Origin of the sequence: Flavobacterium urumqiense (genome assembly GCF_900108015.1) — a bacterium.
GTDB lineage: Bacteria > Bacteroidota > Bacteroidia > Flavobacteriales > Flavobacteriaceae > Flavobacterium > Flavobacterium urumqiense.
Genome location: NZ_FNVP01000002.1, coordinates 118069 through 136284, shown reverse-complemented (window position 1 = coordinate 136284; position 18216 = coordinate 118069). Strand labels below are relative to the sequence as shown.

The 18216-nt window shown below is 34.8% G+C and carries 13 protein-coding genes; 6 read left to right on the top strand and 7 right to left on the bottom strand.

Annotated elements, in window-relative coordinates:
* Nucleotides 1-106 precede the first annotated feature (106 nt).
* From clpP to serB, 3 genes are all read left to right on the top strand, one after another.
* Entirely contained in the window at nt 107-781 is a 675-nt protein-coding gene (clpP, locus tag C4S35_RS03780; RefSeq protein WP_103998899.1) for an ATP-dependent Clp endopeptidase proteolytic subunit ClpP, read from the top strand.
* A gap of 86 nt (nt 782-867) precedes the next feature.
* Complete coding sequence (gene clpX / locus C4S35_RS03775; protein WP_091202762.1) at nt 868-2100, top strand: ATP-dependent Clp protease ATP-binding subunit ClpX; 1233 nt, start codon at nt 868-870, stop codon at nt 2098-2100.
* A 162-nt stretch (nt 2101-2262) separates the two neighbouring features.
* Entirely contained in the window at nt 2263-3501 is a 1239-nt protein-coding gene (gene serB, locus C4S35_RS03770; RefSeq protein WP_103998898.1) for a phosphoserine phosphatase SerB, read from the top strand.
* Nucleotides 3502-3558: 57 nt separating this feature from the next.
* On the opposite strand, the gene C4S35_RS15565 is transcribed toward serB, so the two are convergent.
* Together C4S35_RS15565 and C4S35_RS03765 are read right to left on the bottom strand one after the other, a co-directional pair.
* Nucleotides 3559-3708, bottom strand: coding sequence for a hypothetical protein (locus tag C4S35_RS15565; protein WP_159916640.1), 150 nt, complete (start codon nt 3706-3708; stop codon nt 3559-3561).
* 12 nt (nt 3709-3720) lie between these two features.
* The gene (locus tag C4S35_RS03765) at nt 3721-5244 is read right to left on the bottom strand and encodes a GH3 auxin-responsive promoter family protein (protein WP_103998897.1); all 1524 of its coding nucleotides are present in this window, start codon (nt 5242-5244) and stop codon (nt 3721-3723) included.
* Nucleotides 5245-5339: 95 nt separating this feature from the next.
* Between C4S35_RS03765 and C4S35_RS03760 the strand changes: the two genes are divergently transcribed.
* Nucleotides 5340-6134: a DUF2797 domain-containing protein gene (locus C4S35_RS03760; RefSeq protein WP_103998896.1), complete on the top strand. Its 795-nt coding sequence runs from the start codon at nt 5340-5342 to the stop codon at nt 6132-6134.
* Between the two features lie 92 nt (nt 6135-6226).
* On the opposite strand, the gene C4S35_RS03755 is transcribed toward C4S35_RS03760, so the two are convergent.
* Together C4S35_RS03755 and sppA are read right to left on the bottom strand one after the other, a co-directional pair.
* Nucleotides 6227-8839, bottom strand: a complete 2613-nt coding sequence (locus tag C4S35_RS03755; protein ID WP_103998895.1) for an AsmA-like C-terminal region-containing protein — start codon at nt 8837-8839, stop codon at nt 6227-6229.
* A gap of 121 nt (nt 8840-8960) precedes the next feature.
* The gene (sppA, locus tag C4S35_RS03750) at nt 8961-10721 is read right to left on the bottom strand and encodes a signal peptide peptidase SppA (RefSeq protein WP_103998894.1); all 1761 of its coding nucleotides are present in this window, start codon (nt 10719-10721) and stop codon (nt 8961-8963) included.
* 136 nt (nt 10722-10857) lie between these two features.
* On the opposite strand from sppA, the gene folK reads away from it, so the two are divergent.
* The gene (gene folK, locus C4S35_RS03745; RefSeq protein WP_103998893.1) at nt 10858-11994 is read left to right on the top strand and encodes a 2-amino-4-hydroxy-6-hydroxymethyldihydropteridine diphosphokinase; all 1137 of its coding nucleotides are present in this window, start codon (nt 10858-10860) and stop codon (nt 11992-11994) included.
* A 13-nt stretch (nt 11995-12007) separates the two neighbouring features.
* Here the strand turns inward: folK and C4S35_RS03740 are convergent, their stop codons facing one another.
* The 3 genes from C4S35_RS03740 to C4S35_RS03730 all read right to left on the bottom strand — a co-directional run bounded on the left by C4S35_RS03740 (nt 12008) and on the right by C4S35_RS03730 (nt 15299).
* The gene (locus tag C4S35_RS03740) at nt 12008-14188 is read right to left on the bottom strand and encodes an Ig-like domain-containing protein (RefSeq protein ID WP_103998892.1); all 2181 of its coding nucleotides are present in this window, start codon (nt 14186-14188) and stop codon (nt 12008-12010) included.
* A gap of 41 nt (nt 14189-14229) precedes the next feature.
* Nucleotides 14230-14766 carry an RNA methyltransferase gene (locus C4S35_RS03735; RefSeq protein WP_103998891.1) on the bottom strand — a complete coding sequence of 179 codons (537 nt, stop codon included), beginning with the start codon at nt 14764-14766 and terminating at the stop codon, nt 14230-14232.
* A gap of 74 nt (nt 14767-14840) precedes the next feature.
* On the bottom strand, nt 14841-15299 hold the full coding sequence (locus tag C4S35_RS03730; protein ID WP_103998890.1) for a DUF1573 domain-containing protein: 459 nt from the start codon (nt 15297-15299) through the stop codon (nt 14841-14843).
* 201 nt (nt 15300-15500) lie between these two features.
* Here C4S35_RS03730 and mutS point away from each other — a divergent pair, with 201 nt between their 5' ends.
* A complete protein-coding gene (gene mutS / locus C4S35_RS03725) occupies nt 15501-18098 on the top strand; it encodes a DNA mismatch repair protein MutS (RefSeq protein WP_425269137.1) in 2598 nt (865 codons plus the stop codon).
* The last annotated feature ends 118 nt before the right edge of the window (nt 18099-18216 follow it).

Sequence of the window (18216 nt, the reverse complement as noted above, 5' to 3'; positions counted from 1 at the left end):
CCCATCTGGGCTAAAAATAAGACATATTGACATCATTTGGAAATAGGTATAACCTTTGCATTAAATCGAATCACAAGATATTACGTAAAACTTAGAACAAAAAAATATGAACTACGGTAAAGAATTTAAAAAATTTGCTACAAAGGACCACGGCGTAAACTCGATGTATTACGATAAAATCGTAGGCGCAATGACTCCTAAAAACATGACTCCATATATCATCGAAGAACGTCAGTTGAATATTTCACAATTAGACGTATTTTCCAGATTGATGATGGACAGAATTATATTCCTTGGAACAGGAATCGATGACCAAATTGCAAACATCGTTCAAGCACAGTTATTGTTCCTTGAAAGTGCTGATGCTTCTAAGGATATTCAGATTTATTTGAATTCTCCTGGAGGAAGCGTTTACGCAGGATTAGGAATTTATGACACAATGCAATACATCAAACCAGATGTAGCAACAATTTGTACAGGAATGGCAGCTTCTATGGGAGCAGTGCTTCTATGTGCCGGTGCGGCAGGAAAACGTTCGGCATTGCCACATTCAAGAGTAATGATTCACCAACCATCAGGTGGAGCGCAAGGAGTAGCAACGGATATGGAAATCAACTTACGTGAAATGTTAAAACTGAAAGATGAGTTGTACAAAATTATCTCTCAGCACTCAGGACAAACTTTTGATAAGGTTCATACGGATAGCGAACGTGATTATTGGATGATCGCCGAAGAAGCAAAAGCATACGGAATGATTGATGAAGTTTTAGTAAGAGGATAAATTATTAGTCGAAAGTCAAAAGTCGGAAAGTCAAAAGCATTGCTCAGACTTTACGACTTTTGACTTTATGACATTAGACTATAAAAATGGCAAAAGTAGTATTAGAATGTTCGTTTTGTGGAAGAAAGAAGCCAGAAACCCAATTATTGATTGCTGGTATCAATGCACATATCTGTGATAAATGTATTGAACAAGCGCACGGAATTGTTCTTGAAGAAATAAAATCCAGCGGAAGTTCAAAACTGGTTGGAGATTTGATTTTGAAGAAACCAAAAGAAATCAGAGCGTTCTTGGATCAATATGTGATTGGACAGGACCAAACTAAAAAAGTAATGTCGGTTGCGGTTTACAATCATTACAAACGTTTGATGCAACAACAATTAGACGATGAGGTTGAGATTGAAAAAAGTAACATCATCATGGTGGGACAAACAGGAACAGGAAAAACATTGGTGGCTAAAACCATTGCAAAAATGTTGGATGTACCGTTAGCTATCGTTGATGCGACCGTTCTTACAGAAGCAGGTTATGTTGGGGAAGATGTCGAAAGTATTTTGACGCGTCTTTTGCAAGCTGCTGACTATGATGTAGCCAAAGCCGAACGCGGAATTGTATTCATTGACGAAATAGATAAAATTGCACGTAAAAGTGACAATCCTTCTATTACGCGTGACGTTTCTGGGGAAGGTGTGCAACAAGCATTATTGAAATTATTAGAAGGAACGGTTGTAAATGTGCCACCAAAAGGAGGACGTAAGCACCCAGACCAAAAATTTGTTGAGGTCAATACACAAAACATTTTGTTTATTGCCGGTGGCGCTTTTGATGGAATCGAAAGAATTATTTCGAAACGATTGAACCGTCAGGCAGTGGGTTATTCTACCTCAAAAAATGTAGACAATATTGACAAAGACAATTTGTTGCAGTACATCATCCCAAAGGATATTAAAGATTTTGGATTGATTCCGGAGATCATTGGTCGTTTGCCAGTATTGACACACATGGATCCTCTAGACAGAGAAACCTTGCGTGCGATTTTGACACAACCTAAAAATGCGTTAATTAAACAATACGAGAAATTGTTTTTAATGGATGATGTTGAATTCACGATTACTAATGAAGCATTGGATTTTATTGTTGATAAAGCGTTAGAATACAAGTTAGGCGCTCGTGGATTGCGTTCTTTATGCGAAGCTATCTTAACCGATGCGATGTATGAATTGCCGAGTTCTGATGATAAAACATTAGAAATTGACGTAAATTATGCAAAAGAAACGCTGAATAAAAATTTATTGAAACGTTTAGAGATTGCATCATAAAAATTGCGTTTTTCTTAAAAATACAAACCTGTTTATTAATTTGAACAGGTTTTTTTATGTGGAATTTACACTATTTGTTATTGTTTGAAAAAAGGAAGATTTTTTTTTTTTATCAACGTCAGATTGTCGATTTTTGTACATTCTAAATTAAATGATTATAGCATGCAAGTAGAAGAGATTGAGGTTATTTTATTAAAAGTTTCTGGTCAGGACAAACCTGGTGTAACTGCTGGTTTGACATCCATCTTGGCAAATTATGATGCCATTATTTTAGATATTGGACAGGCAGATATTCATGACACGTTATCTTTAGGTATTTTATTTGAAATAAAAGCGGGTTCTTCTTCTGCGCCTGTTTTGAAAGATTTATTGTTTAAAGCATATGAATTGGGTGTTAAAGTTAAATTTATTCCTATCTCGATTGCAGATTACGAAATTTGGGTAAAAGGACAACGCAAGCAACGCTATACCATCAATGTTTTGGGTGAAACATTAACAGCGGTACAATTGGCAGCGGTAACCAGGATTCTATCCAACCAAAATTTAAATATTGACGCAATTACAAGATTAACGGGTCGGGTTTCTATTGTTGATAAAGAAGAATTTCCCCGCTCTTGTATACAGTTATCAGTTACAGGTACAATTGTAGATAAAACGTTTATGACCGCTAGTTTTATGGAAATTTCCAGAACTTTAGATGTGGATATTTCTTTTCAAGAAGATAATATGTATCGCAGAAACAGACGTTTGGTGTGTTTTGATATGGATTCGACCTTGATTCAAACGGAAGTGATTGATGAATTGGCTGAGTTAGCGGGTGTCGGTGAGCAAGTAAAAGCCATAACAGAAGCAGCAATGAATGGTGAAATCGATTTTAGTGAAAGCTTCAAGCAGCGTATGGCTTTGTTAGAAGGTTTGAGCGAAGAGGTACTGCAAACAGTTGCAGAAAATCTACCCATTACAAAAGGAGCGCATCGCTTGATGAAGGCCCTGAAATATTACGGCTATAAAACCGCTATTTTATCCGGAGGCTTTACCTTTTTTGGAAAATATCTTCAAAAGGAATTAGGCATTGATTACGTTCATGCCAATGAATTGGAAATTAAAGACGGTAAACTGACGGGTAATTATATTGGCGAAATTGTTGATGGTAAAAAGAAAGCGGAATATCTGCAAGCCATTGCCGATAAAGAGGGCATTCACATCAACCAAACTATTGCAGTGGGTGATGGTGCCAATGATTTGCCTATGTTGAATTTGGCAGGCTTAGGAATTGCTTTTCATGCCAAACCTACGGTAAAAGAAAAAGCAGAAAGCTCTATTTCAAGCTTAGGTCTCGACGGTGTTTTGTACCTATTAGGTTACCACGACAGACATATTGATATGATGGAGGAGGAGTAAAATACTGCAATAATTATAAAGGAGGCTGTTCAAAAAGTGATTTTTGGACAGCCTTTTTTATGCTTTGACAGTAAATGCTTTTTCAGGTTTTTCAAGTGTTTGTTTTTCGGGAGATTTACAAATTCCTCTGGCGCCACGACTCATTCTGTGCGGTCCGCAGGAACTCAAAAAAATTAATGTGATCAAAATGTAGATGGTGTTTTTCATCTTTTTCGTCTTTTATGCGGTTTGAAACTGCATGCTTTTCAGTTGTTCTAAATAATCTCTTTGGTTAGAAAGTCTTGGAATTTTGTGTTGCCCTCCCAATTTGTCCTTGCATTTTAACCAGTCGTAAAACAGATTTTTTCGCGCCACATTGATTATTAGCGGATTTAATGTCATGTTGTTGTAGCGTTTCGCTTCGTAATCTGAATTTAAAGATTGGATGGATTCATCCAATGCTTTCTGAAATTGAGATACATCCGCGGGATTATCTTTGAATTCAATCATCCATTCATGGGCGCCTTTTTCTTTGCCTTCCATAAAGATTGGCGCAACCGTGTAATCGACTACTTCTGTTTGGGTCATTTTACACGCTTTTGCAATAGCCTGATCGGTATTTTCGACCATTAATTCTTCGCCAAAAACATTGATATGATGCTTGGTTCTTCCCGTCACCCTAATTCGATACGGATTCAATGAGGTGAAACGAACAGTATCACCTATCAAATAACGCCACAAACCAGAATTGGTGGTAATGACCAAAGCATAATTTTTGAAAAGTTCCACATCTGCCAGTCGAATTACTTTTTGATTTAGTGTCCCAAAAGTATCCATCGGAATAAATTCATAGAAAATCCCGTAATCCAACATTAATAATAAATCACTGGAATAATTTAAATCCTGAATGGCAAAAAAGCCTTCAGAAGCATTGTATATTTCGTAATACTTAAACTCTTTTTTAGGGAGAATTTTTTTGTATTGGTCTCGGTACGGTTCAAAATTAACGCCGCCGTGGAAGTATACTTCTAAATTAGGCCAAAGTTCAAATAAATTTCCTTTTCCGGTTTCTTCCAGCATTTTGTTCATTAAAACTAACATCCAGGAGGGAACTCCGGCAAAACTGGTTACATTTTCGTTTTTTGTTTCGTTTATAATTGCAGCAATTTTGGTTTCCCATTCGCTCATCAGGGAAATCTTGTTGCTTGGCGTACTGCTGAACTCCGCCCAAATGGGCATGTTTTCAATCAATATGGCTGATAAATCCCCAAAGAACGTATTGTTGTCTTCATAGATTTGGGAACTTCCACCAAGACGCAGACTTTTTCCAAGAAACAGTTCGGAATCTTCGTTGTTATTTAAATACAAGCACAACAAATCCTTACTGCCTTTATAATGACAATCCTCCAAGGCTTCATTGCTTACCGGAATAAATTTACTTTTGGCATTAGTTGTTCCGCTTGATTTGGCAAACCATTTTATAGGTGTTTCCCAAAAAACATTTTGTTCTCCTTTACGGGTTCTTTCAATGAGCGGCTGTAATTCTTCGTAAGTAGAAATAGGAATTCTTTCGGCAAAAGTCGCGTAGGAATGTATCGATGCATACTCATATTCTTTGCCTAAAGCAGTATTTTTTGAGGACTGAATTAAATTCATAAGCAATTCTTCCTGAACTTCATTTGGATATTTCAAGAAAAGTTCAATCTGATGGATTCGTTGTTTAAGAACCCAAGAAGCAAACGAATTGATTATGGTTAGTGGCATTTTTAAATTATGAATTATGAATTATGAATTATAACTTTACCAAAAATAACAAATTTTGTTTAACTTGATGTGTTAAACTTGAAACTTTAAATAGAATGACTTACGAAGGTGTACTTACAAAAATGCAGACTGAATTTGGAAACCCAATTCAATATTACTTGGTTTTTGAAAATAGTTTTTTGAATGTGAATCAGTTGCTGAATAAAAACATAGAAATTAATTTTGTGGGACACCAATGTTTAAATTGCAGAAAGAAGAAAAAGATTTTCCGTCAAGGATTTTGCTATGATTGTTTTTATTCTAGTGCTGCTGTGGGAGATTGGATTATGAAACCGGAACTGAGTACAGCACATCTTGGAATTCAGGACAGGGATTTAGTTTATGAAGAAAAAGTACAATTGCAACCGCATATCGTGTATTTAGCTTTGTCAAGCGAAGTGAAAGTGGGAGTAACACGAAAAACACAAATGCCAACGCGTTGGATTGATCAGGGTGCAAACAAAGCCATTTCGATTGTTGAAGTTCCAAATAGATACCTGGCAGGGATTACTGAAGTTGCCTTAAAAAATCATTATGCCGATAAAACAAACTGGCGAAAAATGCTCACTAATACTTTTGAACAGGTTGATTTGATTGCCGAAAGATTAAAAGTGGAACATTTAATCCCTACAGAAGTACAAGAGTATTTTTATTCGCAGAAGAATGACTTATATGAAATGCACTACCCCGTTTTAGAATATCCAAATAAAGTAAATAGTTTAAGTTTAGATAAAACCCCTCAGTTTCAAGGAAAACTCACAGGCATAAAAGGACAATATCTTATTTTTGAAGGCGGAACAGTTTTCAATATCCGTGGTTCTGAAGGATATGTGGTAACGATTAAAGTGTAATAAATTTTATGAAAAAAGCAGAAATTTCAAACAATTATTGTAATTCCTGCTTTTTAGAATGATGAAAAACGACTATTTTCAATCAAATTATCTTATTGAACTTTAGGCTCTTCCACTTTTTTCTTTTTATTAAACAATCCATTTAGTAACTCTGTAGCCTTAGCTTTTACCTCTTCTTTAGTTGCGGGAGTAGCCGTTTTTGTGGTGTCACTGGGTTTCTTATTTTTATTGATATAATCAGTTAAAGCCGAAGTTCCTTGTTTTACTAATCTGTCTTTTTGTTGGTTCACTAATTGAGTAGTCAATTTAGTCACCGCACTATTAATGTCAGTTGTAATTTTTGGATTGGTAAAATTACCTGCTAATACCGCATTTATTGGAAAGCTTTCTAATTTTGCAGCATCGGCCGCTGACAGTTTTGCGATAAGCGCATTGGCTTCTGAGCCAAGATATTTTGCAGGGACATCAAATTTTAGATTATAATTCATGCTTTGATCAAAACCGTGAGTCCCTCCAATAGTCGCTTTGATGTCTTTATACTTGATATTGAAAGGTTTTACATTCACTTTTCCATCCTTGAATGTGATGGCGGCTTTCAAATCATTCAAATTAATTTTGCTTACATCGATAAATTTCAAATTAGAACCTAATGCCGTCAACAAAGTTGAATTGGTTGAATTTACTGTGGTCGAAAGCAGTTGTCCCAATAAATCTCCGGTCAATGTTTTCAAATCAGGAGTCAATTCTTTTGCGTCAAGATTTCCATTCAATTTAATACTTGAATTTAGCTTTCCGTTGATGATTCCGGCAATTGGCGCGATTTTTTTCAGCATATCCAATTGGGTGAAAGATTGTGCAATATCCACTTGATTTAAATTCAAATCCATAGTGAAAACCGGCGTTTTCCCTTTTGTGGAAACAGCTCCATTTACACCAATTGTTCCTCCAAAAATAGATGTTTTTACATTTTCTAAAGTTACTTTTTCGTCTTTCACAATCAGTTTTCCAGAAACATCTTTCAGAGTCAAATTATCATATAAAACCGCAGTAGCTTTTGCTGTAAGCGTACAATTTAAGAAAGCAGGAATTTTCATTGCGTCTGCTTTTTTAGTTTCTGTTTTAGTATCAACTTTAGTAGTTTCACCGGTTGTCATAAAATCATCAACGGCCAATTGTTTAGAATTCATGTTGAAATTTCCTTTCAATTCTTGGTTTCTAAATATAAAACCGTAAAAATTCTCTAAAATTCCCGTGACGCTAATGTCACTTTTACCCGTTGTTGCATTGAATTGTTTCAAATTGACCTGACTTGGATTAAACTGAACTAAGGCAGTGCTAATATTCATTGTTTTTCCGTTTTCATCCACGTAGTTGAAACCAGACAAACTCATCGTTCCTGCATTGTTGATATTTTGATATTGACTTTTTTCCACCGATTCCATATCGAATTTAGTGGTTACATCAGCGTTCAAAATACCGGATAAAGGTTTGTCTAATTTTACAGGATAGGCTTCGGTTACATTAGCCAAGTTGATGGTTCCTTTCAAAGCAGCATCGATTATGGGATTTTTTGTGATGTTTTTAATGTTTGCTTTGGCATTGAAAACATCCTGATCTATTTTGAAAGAAAGTTTATCCAAATTGACATACGTGTCGTTCAAAATACCCGTTTCATTTATAATTTTAGTGTCAATAACTATATTTTGAACCGATTTCGGTAAATTAGGATACTTAAAGGATGCATTGTTGGAAGCAATTTCAATTTTGAATTTTGGAACTGTAGTGTCCGAATACAATCCTTGTGCAAAGCCAGCAACCGTAAAATCCCCAGTAGTTTTTACATTAGCTAAACTTGAAGCATACGCCGCAGGAATAACTCCCAAGAAATTTTTGAATGAAGAAGTTGGCGTTTTGAACTTTAAATTATATTCCTGACCCGCTGCTACCATTTGAATAAACCCATCAAATTCTAATGGTAATTGGTTGATCAATGCTTTATTCTCTTTAAAAGTATATTTGCTTTTATCTAAATCGATACCTAAAACTGCATCGAGAGTCAAGGCAACATTTTTCATGTAATTGACTTTGTCGATATCTAAAGAAATTTTTGCAGTAGATTTGGTAACCAAATCTAATTTTTGGGCAGCAAAATTCCCGGTTCCTTCGTGGTTCAGGCTATCGATTACCATTTTTATTTTTGAACTTTCGTCAAAATATTTAAACTTGAAATTCTCGATTTTATAATCCCGAATTTTTAATGACAACGGGCTGCTTTTGCCATCATCTTTATTGTTTTTGTTTTTTAAAGCGATATCGTAATTCGCAATTCCGTCTTTGTTGAAAAGAATATTGATTACTCCGTTTTTTGAAGTTATTCCGTCAATATTCATTGCTTCATTTTTGCCTTTAAAGAGTTCTTTGATTGACATTTTTAAATTCAATTCACCCAATGAAACTAAAGTGTCACCTTCAAAAGGAGCTTTATTTATAATGACTAATTTATCGAGAGTTACATTCGCGTTGGGAAAATTTTTGAATAAACTTAAATCCGCATCTGCAAAGGAAATTTTGGCGTCTACTTTCTCATTGATTGCTTGGGTAATTTTGGATTTTATTTGTTCTTTAAAAAAATAGGGTAAAGCAAATAATGCAACAGCGAGTAGTAGAATTACAATTAATGTGATTTTTAAAATTTTCTTCAACATAGTTTTCTTTCTTTACATTACATAAGTTTAGCAAAAATCCTGCCTTACTTCTTACAAAAATAATAGTTTAGGATTTAGGATTTTCTAATATTGTGCTAAATAATGATTTATATCAAAAAAACTATTGGATGTTGATTTCAAATGGCATCATGGCTTGAACTCCTTTTTGCGATTGTAATCTTTTTATTTGTTCCATAATTTTATAGTTTTCTTCTCCAATTTCTTCTTTAATAAAGTCTGCTTTCGAGTTTGCAAATGGTAGACTTTCTAAAAGATCGTTGAAATTTTTCTCATATTCTGGGTAGTTTTGTGTATTGTAGCTTTTTGTTTTAGCGAGTCTAGCCGCTTCATGAATAGCATCATCCAAACCGCCAATTTTATCTACAAGTCCTTTTTTTAATGCTTCCGAACCAGACCAAACTCTTCCTTGAGCGATTGCATCCACTTGGGCAAAAGTCATTTTTCTTCCTTGCGCAACATGGGTAACAAATGTTTTATAAATATGTTCCACACCTTCAAGAGTAACGGCTTTAAATTTTTCGTCTAACGGTACAAAAGGACTGTAATTTGCAGCGTTTTCATGAGTTTTTACTTGTTCTGTATTGATGCCTATTTTAGTAGCCAACTGGGTGAAATTAGGTAATATTCCAAAAACACCAATTGAACCAGTTATTGTGTTATTTTCGGCAAAAATAGTATTGGCATTACAAGCAATATAATATCCTCCTGAAGCCGCATAGTTTCCCATAGAAACTATAATAGGTTTAACTTTTTTCGTCAATTCAATTTCTCTCCAAATTAAATCAGAAGTCAAAGCGCTTCCTCCAGGGCTGTCGATTCGCAGTACAATTGCTTTTACGTCTTTATTTTTTCGTGCTTCTTGTAACGAACGGCGCATTGAACCTTCGCCGATGGTATTAACATCGCCTTCACCGCTCATTATTTCACCTTGGGCATAGATAATTGCAATTTGATCTTTAGCGTCGCTCATTTTTGAAGTCGTGACTACATTTTTAGCATAATCTAAAATGGTAACTTTATTGTAATCTTCGTCTTTATCTACTTTCAAAATATTTTTAATGGCATTGTGATAGACATCTTCATAAGCAATAACATCTACTAATTTTGCTGCTTTCGCCATTTCCGGAGTTCTGGCTAAAAGTCCATTTGCAATTTCATTTAATTTGCCTATTGATATATTTCTGCTTTTTGAAACATCAGTTACAATTGAAGTCCAAACAGAGTTTAATAAAGCGGTAACTTGTTCTCTATTGGCATCACTCATTTTATTTTCAAGGAAAGGTTCTACTGCACTTTTGTATTTTCCGTGACGTATAACTTCCATTTTTAGACCTGATTTTTCTTGGAAATCTTTGAAAAACATAATTTCCGCAGAAAGTCCTTTGAAGTCCAAATCTCCTACTGGGTTCAGATAAACTGTATTAGCGACAGAGTTCAAATAATACTCTTTTTGCGAATAAGAATTGGAATAAGCCATTACAAATTTCCCTGTTTTTTTAAAATCTCCTAACGCATCTCTCAAGGCTTTGCTTTGGGCCATACCTAAAGAAGAATTATTATTTAAAATTGATATTCCTTTGATGTCATCATCCGTTTTTGCTTCCCCAATGGCATTTATTATATCCGTTAGTCCTACTTTTTTGTTTTCTGAAAAAATTGTCATCCAAGGATCTTTATATTTTCCTGCATAATCATTTTTTATGTCTTCTAAATTTAGTTCGATAACTGAATTGCTTTTTATTGCAATACCTTCAGATTCGCCTCCAAAAATGGCTCCAATTAGTAGTATTCCAAAAAAGAATAGCATACAAAAAACAAAAATACCTATGATGGTAGCCAATACATTTCCTAAAAATTTCATATTTATATTTTTTTAATAAGTCTCAAATGAGGTCAATTTGTTACAGCTTTAGTTTTTATAATTTTAAAATTAGTTTTCAACACTCTTTACAAAGATACTTCTATTCTAAAATTCTTTTAGTTAATTTGCGCTTAATATGAAATCACAACATCAGGTCATTTTATCTCTAGGAAGTAATCAAGGTAATCGACTGGAAAATATCGAACATTGTTTGCAATTAATACATCGGGAAATAGGGACGGTAATAAAAGTTTCCAGATTGTATGAATCTCCAGCATGGGGTTTTGAGAGTGATGCATTTTACAATTGTGTTTTAATTATTCACACGACTAGCTCCGCAAATAAAATTTTAACGCAAGTTTTAAAAGTTGAAAAAAAATTAGGTCGGGTTCGAAGTAATAAAGTAGGGTACCAGTCTAGAACTATAGATATAGATTTAATTTCTTTTGATGAAGAAATTATTGATTCTGAAAAACTCCAGATTCCACATCCGTTGATGCAAAATAGGAAATTTGTTTTGTTGCCTATGCAAGATTTAAATTTGGATTGGAAACATCCTATTCTCAAAAAAACAATTTTGGAGTTGCAGGAATCGTCGCCAGACCAAAGTGTTTGCAAAGTAATTCAAGAGTTAAAAAGCCCGTTGCAAAGTATTTCATTGGAACAATTTAATTATGTTGCCTTTGAAGGAAATATCGGGGCAGGAAAAACAACTTTAGCTACAAAGATTTCAGAGGATTTCAATGCAAAAACAGTTTTGGAACGTTTTGCAGACAATCCTTTTTTGCCTAAATTCTACAAAGACCAAAATCGATATGCATTTCCGCTTGAAATGTCATTCCTTGCCGACAGATACCAGCAATTATCAGATGACTTAGCGCAATTTGATTTGTTTAAAGATTTTATTGTTGCTGATTATCATATTTTCAAATCCTTAATTTTTGCCAAAATCACTCTTGCAGATGATGAATATCGTTTGTACCGCAATCTATTTGATATCATTTACAGAGAAATGCCAAAACCGGATTTATATATTTATTTGTACCAAAATTCAGAACGATTGTTGCAAAATATCAAGAAAAGGGGCAGAAGCTATGAACAAAAAATTCCTGCTGAATATTTAGAAAAGATCAATAATGGTTATTTGGATTACATTAAATCACAAACAGAATTAAATGTATTAATCATTGATGTTTCAGATAAGGATTTTGTAAAGAACCAAGAAGATTATCTTTATATTTTAAATGAAATTCAGCAAAAAATCAGCTTATAAAATTGAGAAGCGCCTATCTTTTAAGAGAAAAATGACCTCTGACTTCGGGGGTTAAATTGTCAATTTTTAAAATGTACCAATAATCTGATGCCGGTAATAAACTAGTATTTAATGTACCGTCCCAAATTAATTTTTTTGCGTTTAGTATAACAATTAATTTGCCAAATCGGTCAAAAATAGAGACTTCGGCTTCTGGATAATTAACCAATCCTTTTACTTCCCATACATCATTATAAGTGTCATTGTTAGGGGTGAAAAATTTAGGTGTTATCAGTACAATAAAGGTTTTGGTATCATAACTACAGAAATTAACTTCTCTTACATAAGCTGTTTGCAGACCACTGGGAACATTAAAAAAGACATTTGAATTTTGGTAATTAGTTCCGTCAACAGAATATTCAAAATAAGCTTCTTCCTTTTTTAAATAGATTACTATTGTTGTTTCATTGACATCAACACGGTCGATTTCGGGAGTATTATGTTCAACAACACTAATTTTTTTTCTGCTGGTACAGTTTTCAGGGGCGGGACTAGTTATATCAACGTAATAATTACCGGCAGTTTTAATACTAATTGTTTGCGTGTTTTCTCCAGTTGACCATAAATAAGACATATTAGGAATTTGAGCATCAAGTGTTAGAGTTGCGGATTTGCACAAAGTTAATTCCTGATCTACAACAAAAGGTGGCGAGTAGATTTTAATATCAACTGGAGTTCTGTTACGATTAGTGCAACCGTTGTTTTGGGCTTCAGCGTAATATGTTGTGTTTTGAGAAATGCTAGAAATTGTAAAACTTGTCCCGGTTCCTTCAATTGCTCCGTCGGTTGCAACTGAGTACCAATTAATAATCCCTGCACTAACAGTTGCTTGAAGTGTAACTGCTCCGGAACTGCATCTTGTTGCAGGTGTATTAGTTGAAGTTATTTTAGGAGTAGCATTTATAGTCGCAATAATTGCTGTTCGAGGAGCGCTGCAATTAGCACCTGCGTCCACATAATAGGTGGTGGTTGTAGATAAGTTTGGCGTTGAATAGGAGTTTCCTATTGCTAGTAGATTTCCTCCGGTTGCAGCATCAAACCAATTAACAGTTCCGTCAGACGCTGTGGCTTTAAGCGTTACGCTTCCTGAATCACAACTTTGTGAGGGAGTTGTATTTGTGATTTTAGGTATGCTGATTTTTGTGCTTGTTGAAATTTGTAGTGGCAGTTCTCCCGGCATTCCACCATATTCTACTATGTACCCTTTGGCTTGATAATTTCCTGTTGCATCCCCGTTTAATTGTAAATCATTCCACGATCCAGGTGTTCCTGGAACGCCGGGTGCTTTAACGTGTGCATAATGTTCAATTCCATTACTATTATTCGGTTCTCCTGTGTTCCAATTTGAATAAGTTGGCGATGTGCCATTCACTCCTCCATTCCAGAATACAACTCTGTCAATATCTGGTCCAGTTACCCATTTCCAAATTCCCTCTGTTTCAGCATCGCTGCCACCAATCCATCCATTTCCGTTTGCTTGTGCTCCGCAAAGTTGTGCTTCATCTTGGGCTGTAATTGTGGCTAAATAACCTTTTAATCCAAAATAAGTACTATTCTCTGCGGCCGCTTTTGCTGCTGTCCAACTGATTCCAGGATTCGGAATGTATTCATAATAATGACCGTTTCGGGCTAAGTAATTTGCTTGTCCTATTGTAATTGAGAAACTACGAATTCCGGAAGGAGATGTGTTGCTACTGGAATATTTTATGTCTTTTATGGCGGCTATGAAGGCTGCAGTGCTTGGTTGTCCTGTTATTCCGGTTAAGGTAAATTTCCCTGATAAACCATCCCAACCGCCTGTAATTGATGGATGTGTTCCTGCCAAAGACAATACATCTTCACCGTTAATATAACCCGAAGAAATCTGTATATAAATAGAAGTAATGAAATTGTCCGGGTCTGCTATTGCTATGTCACTCACAATATTTAAAGAAGTTCCCGGGCAGTAGGGTTGATTGTTGTTTTGAGCAATTAGAATCGGAGCAGTACTAGCAACTAATTTCCGATTTTTTTTTATTTGCGGAGAATTTAAAGTGTTTCGTGTTTTACTGGAGATGTGTTTTTTTGTCGTATAATCAAAGCTGGATGCGTGGTTTATTTCTGAAGTAAAAAATACTAAAACTAAAATTATTTTAAAAAACACATGTTTTCCCATTTTATAAAAGTATTGTTTTTCTTGTTTGATTAAACATTAATTTATGCAGGCCAATTTATTTTTTGAAACAAATCCCACACTACAATTCCGGCGCTTACTGAAATGTTTAAAGAATGTTTGGTTCCTAATTGTGGAATCTCAATTGAACCATCACATAAAGCGACTGCTTCTTGTGAAACTCCATAAACCTCGTTTCCAAAAACTAACGCGTATTTTTTGTCTTTTTCAACTTTAAAATCTTGGAGAAAAACAGCACTTTGTACCTGTTCTATAGCCAATGTGATTACATCCTCTTTTTTTAAATTTTCAATGACGGCAAGGACATTATCACTGTGCTCCCAAGTTACCGTTTCTGTTGCGCCAAGAGCGGTTTTATGGATTTCCTTATTTGGAGGAGTTGCCGTAATGCCGCACAAATATATTTTCTCAATCAAAAAGGCATCAGCTGTGCGGAACACAGAACCAATATTATGCAAACTACGGATGTCATCTAAAACTAAGATAATAGGCGTCTTTTTAGATTCTTTAAAAGCTTCGATTGATTTTCTTTCCAATTCGCTGTTTTCAAGCTTTCTCATGTTTTTCAGGGTTAGTTTCAATAAAAAAGCTTCCACAAGTTGGGAAGCTTTTTAATGTAAATTAAATTTAGAAATTAGCTTTTTGGTGCATCATCTGCTAAAACTGTTCCTTTTATTGTTAGTGTTTTTGTTGCTTGACCAGTTGCGTTTGAGGTTACAGTTACCGTTTTTGTAAATGGGCCTACTCTGTCAGTTGCATATTTTACACCAATAACACCTTTTGCACCAGGAGCAATTGGTTCTTTTGGGCTTGTAGGAACTGTACATCCACAAGAACCTTGAGTATTAGTTATAATTAATGGTTTGTTTCCATTATTAGTAAAAACGAATTCACGCTTTCCGTCGGCATTATGGGCAACTGTCCCATAATCAATAGTCTCATTCATAAAAACCATTCCTGCTCCGTCAACTTTTGGAGTTGAAATTTTAGCAGTTTTAGCTTTTATTTTTTTAGTAACTTTAGATGTTTCTTGAGCATTAGAAGATGTAACTCCTAAAACTAATAATAACGCTAGTGTAAGTATTTTTTTCATTTTCTTGTTTTTTTAATTAGTTAAACAAATTTAAAGAAAAAATCATGCCATTAGATTAATTTTTACTTAAAAATATTTAATTTTTTTGTAGCTCACTGTAATTCGCTTTAAAATATATAAATTCGCTGATTAATGTTTTTCATTTATTAAATATAAAATAACTTGGCATCTAAAGATAATACGGTTAAGGAAACGCCATTAATGAAGCAGTATAACGAGATCAAAAGGAAATATCCTGATGCGTGTTTATTGTTTCGAGTAGGAGATTTTTATGAAACTTTTGGGGAAGATGCAGTTCGTGCGTCGAAGATTCTTGGTATAACTCTGACAAAACGTGGCGCAGGATCAGCAACAGAAACAGCGTTGGCAGGATTTCCGCATCATTCTATAAATACCTATTTGCCAAAGCTTGTCAAAGCTGGACTTCGTGTCGCAATTTGTGATCAGCTCGAAGATCCAAAAATGACTAAAACTATTGTGAAACGTGGTGTTACTGAACTTGTAACTCCAGGCGTTTCCATGAATGATGAGGTTTTGCAATCTAAAACAAATAATTTTTTAGCATCCATATTTTTTGCAAATAAATCAATTGGAATTTCATTTTTAGACGTTTCTACAGGGGAGTTTCTTACTGCTCAGGGAAATGCCGAATATATTGATAAGTTGTTGCAGAATTTTAATCCCAGCGAAGTGCTAATTCCTAAAAATAACAAAAATGATTTCCGAGAAATTTTTGGGGAGGATTATCACAGTTTTTATTTGGAAGATTGGATCTACAAAGAGGATTATGCTTTTGAAGTCTTAACTAAGCATTTTCAAACAATATCGCTGAAGGGTTTTGGAATTGAAGAGTTAAAAGAAGGAATTATTGCTTCGGGCGCAATTTTGTATTATTTGTCCGAAACGCAACACAATAAAGTACAGCATATCACAGCCATTCAACGTATTGCCGAAGATGCTTATGTTTGGATGGACCGATTTACAATTCGAAATCTAGAGTTGTATCATAGTTATAATCCAAATGCAGTTACGCTTCTCGATGTTATTGACAAAACGCTTTCGCCAATGGGAGGTCGGTTATTAAAACGATGGTTGGCTTTGCCTCTGAAAGACAGCAATAAAATACGAAGTCGTCATGAAGTAGTTTCTTATTTAAAAGAAAATCAGGACGTTTTAAAAAATATTCAGCATCAAATTAAGGAAATTTCAGATTTGGAGCGTTTGATTTCCAAGATTGCTACCGGGAAAGTATCACCTCGTGAAGTAGTATATTTAAAAGAATCATTGGATGCTATTATTCCAATAAAAATGCTGGCGTTGCAAAGTCCTCAGGAAGCTGTAAAAGTAATTGGAGATAGTTTACACAGTTGTGATTTACTTCGCGAAAAAATAAAAATAACGCTGAATCAAGATGCTCCTGTTGCTGTTTCTAAAGGGAATGCTATTGCCAAAGGAATAAATGCGGAGTTGGATGATTTGAGAACCATATCAACTAGCGGAAAAGAATTCTTGGAAGGAATTGAAAAACGAGAATCGCAGTTGACAGGAATTTCTTCTTTGAAAATATCTTTCAATAACGTTTTTGGATATTATATTGAAGTTAGGAATTTACATAAAGATAAAGTGCCAGCTGAATGGATCCGAAAGCAAACTTTGGTTAATGCAGAACGTTACATCACTGAAGAACTAAAAGAATACGAAACCAAAATTCTTGGAGCCGAAGAAAAAATACACAAAATTGAAGCGGAATTGTTCGAGCAATTGGTCAGTTGGATTGCTACTTACATCAAGCCGGTTCAAATGAATGCGAATTTGGTCGCGCAATTGGATTGTCTGTGTTCGTTTACACAATTAGCTATTGAGAATAATTATGTTTGTCCGGAATTAGACGAAACTTTCGAACTGGAAATCAAAAATGGAAGGCATCCCGTTATTGAAAAACAATTACCAGTTGGAATGCCATACATTGCCAATGATGTTTTCTTAGACAGAGAGATACAGCAATTGATTATGATTACGGGGCCCAATATGTCTGGTAAGTCGGCTATTTTGCGTCAAACAGCCCTAATTGTGTTATTGGCTCAAATGGGGAGTTTTGTTCCCGCTGATAGCGTAAGAATGGGAATTATCGACAAAATATTCACCAGAGTAGGAGCAAGTGACAATATTTCGATGGGGGAATCTACTTTTATGGTCGAAATGAATGAAACAGCATCCATCTTGAATAATATTTCTGATAGAAGTTTGGTACTGTTGGATGAAATTGGGCGAGGAACGAGTACCTATGACGGAATTTCTATCGCTTGGGCCATTGCTGAGTTCTTACATGAACATCCTTCAAAACCCAAAACATTATTCGCAACGCATTATCATGAGTTGAATGAAATGAGTGAATCACTACCAAGAATTCAGAATTATAATGTTTCTGTGAAAGAATTAAAAGATACGGTGCTTTTTATTCGAAAATTGGTAAAAGGAGGCAGTGCGCACAGTTTTGGGATACATGTTGCAAAAATGGCTGGAATGCCGCAGATAGTGATTCTAAAGGCTCAGAAACTATTAAAAAAGCTGGAGAAGAGCCATTCAAGTGATGCATTAAACGGAATTAAAGCTGCAAAAGATGGCTCGAGCCTGAAAGGCGAACAAGCGGAGCAAATGCAAATGAGTTTCTTTAATTTGGATGATCCTTTATTGGAAGAAATCAAAGAAGAGATTTTAAATTTGGATATAAATACCATAACTCCAATGGAAGCTTTGATGAAACTAAATGAAATTAAAAGAATGTTAACCAGAAAATAATTTCTTTTGTTTTAAAGTTTACGTTATCAGAATGTTAACTTTAATCTGTGAATTTTTTGTAGAAAAGGCTTGTGTAATTCAATAAATGTCTTAAATTTGCATCCGCAATACAGAACAA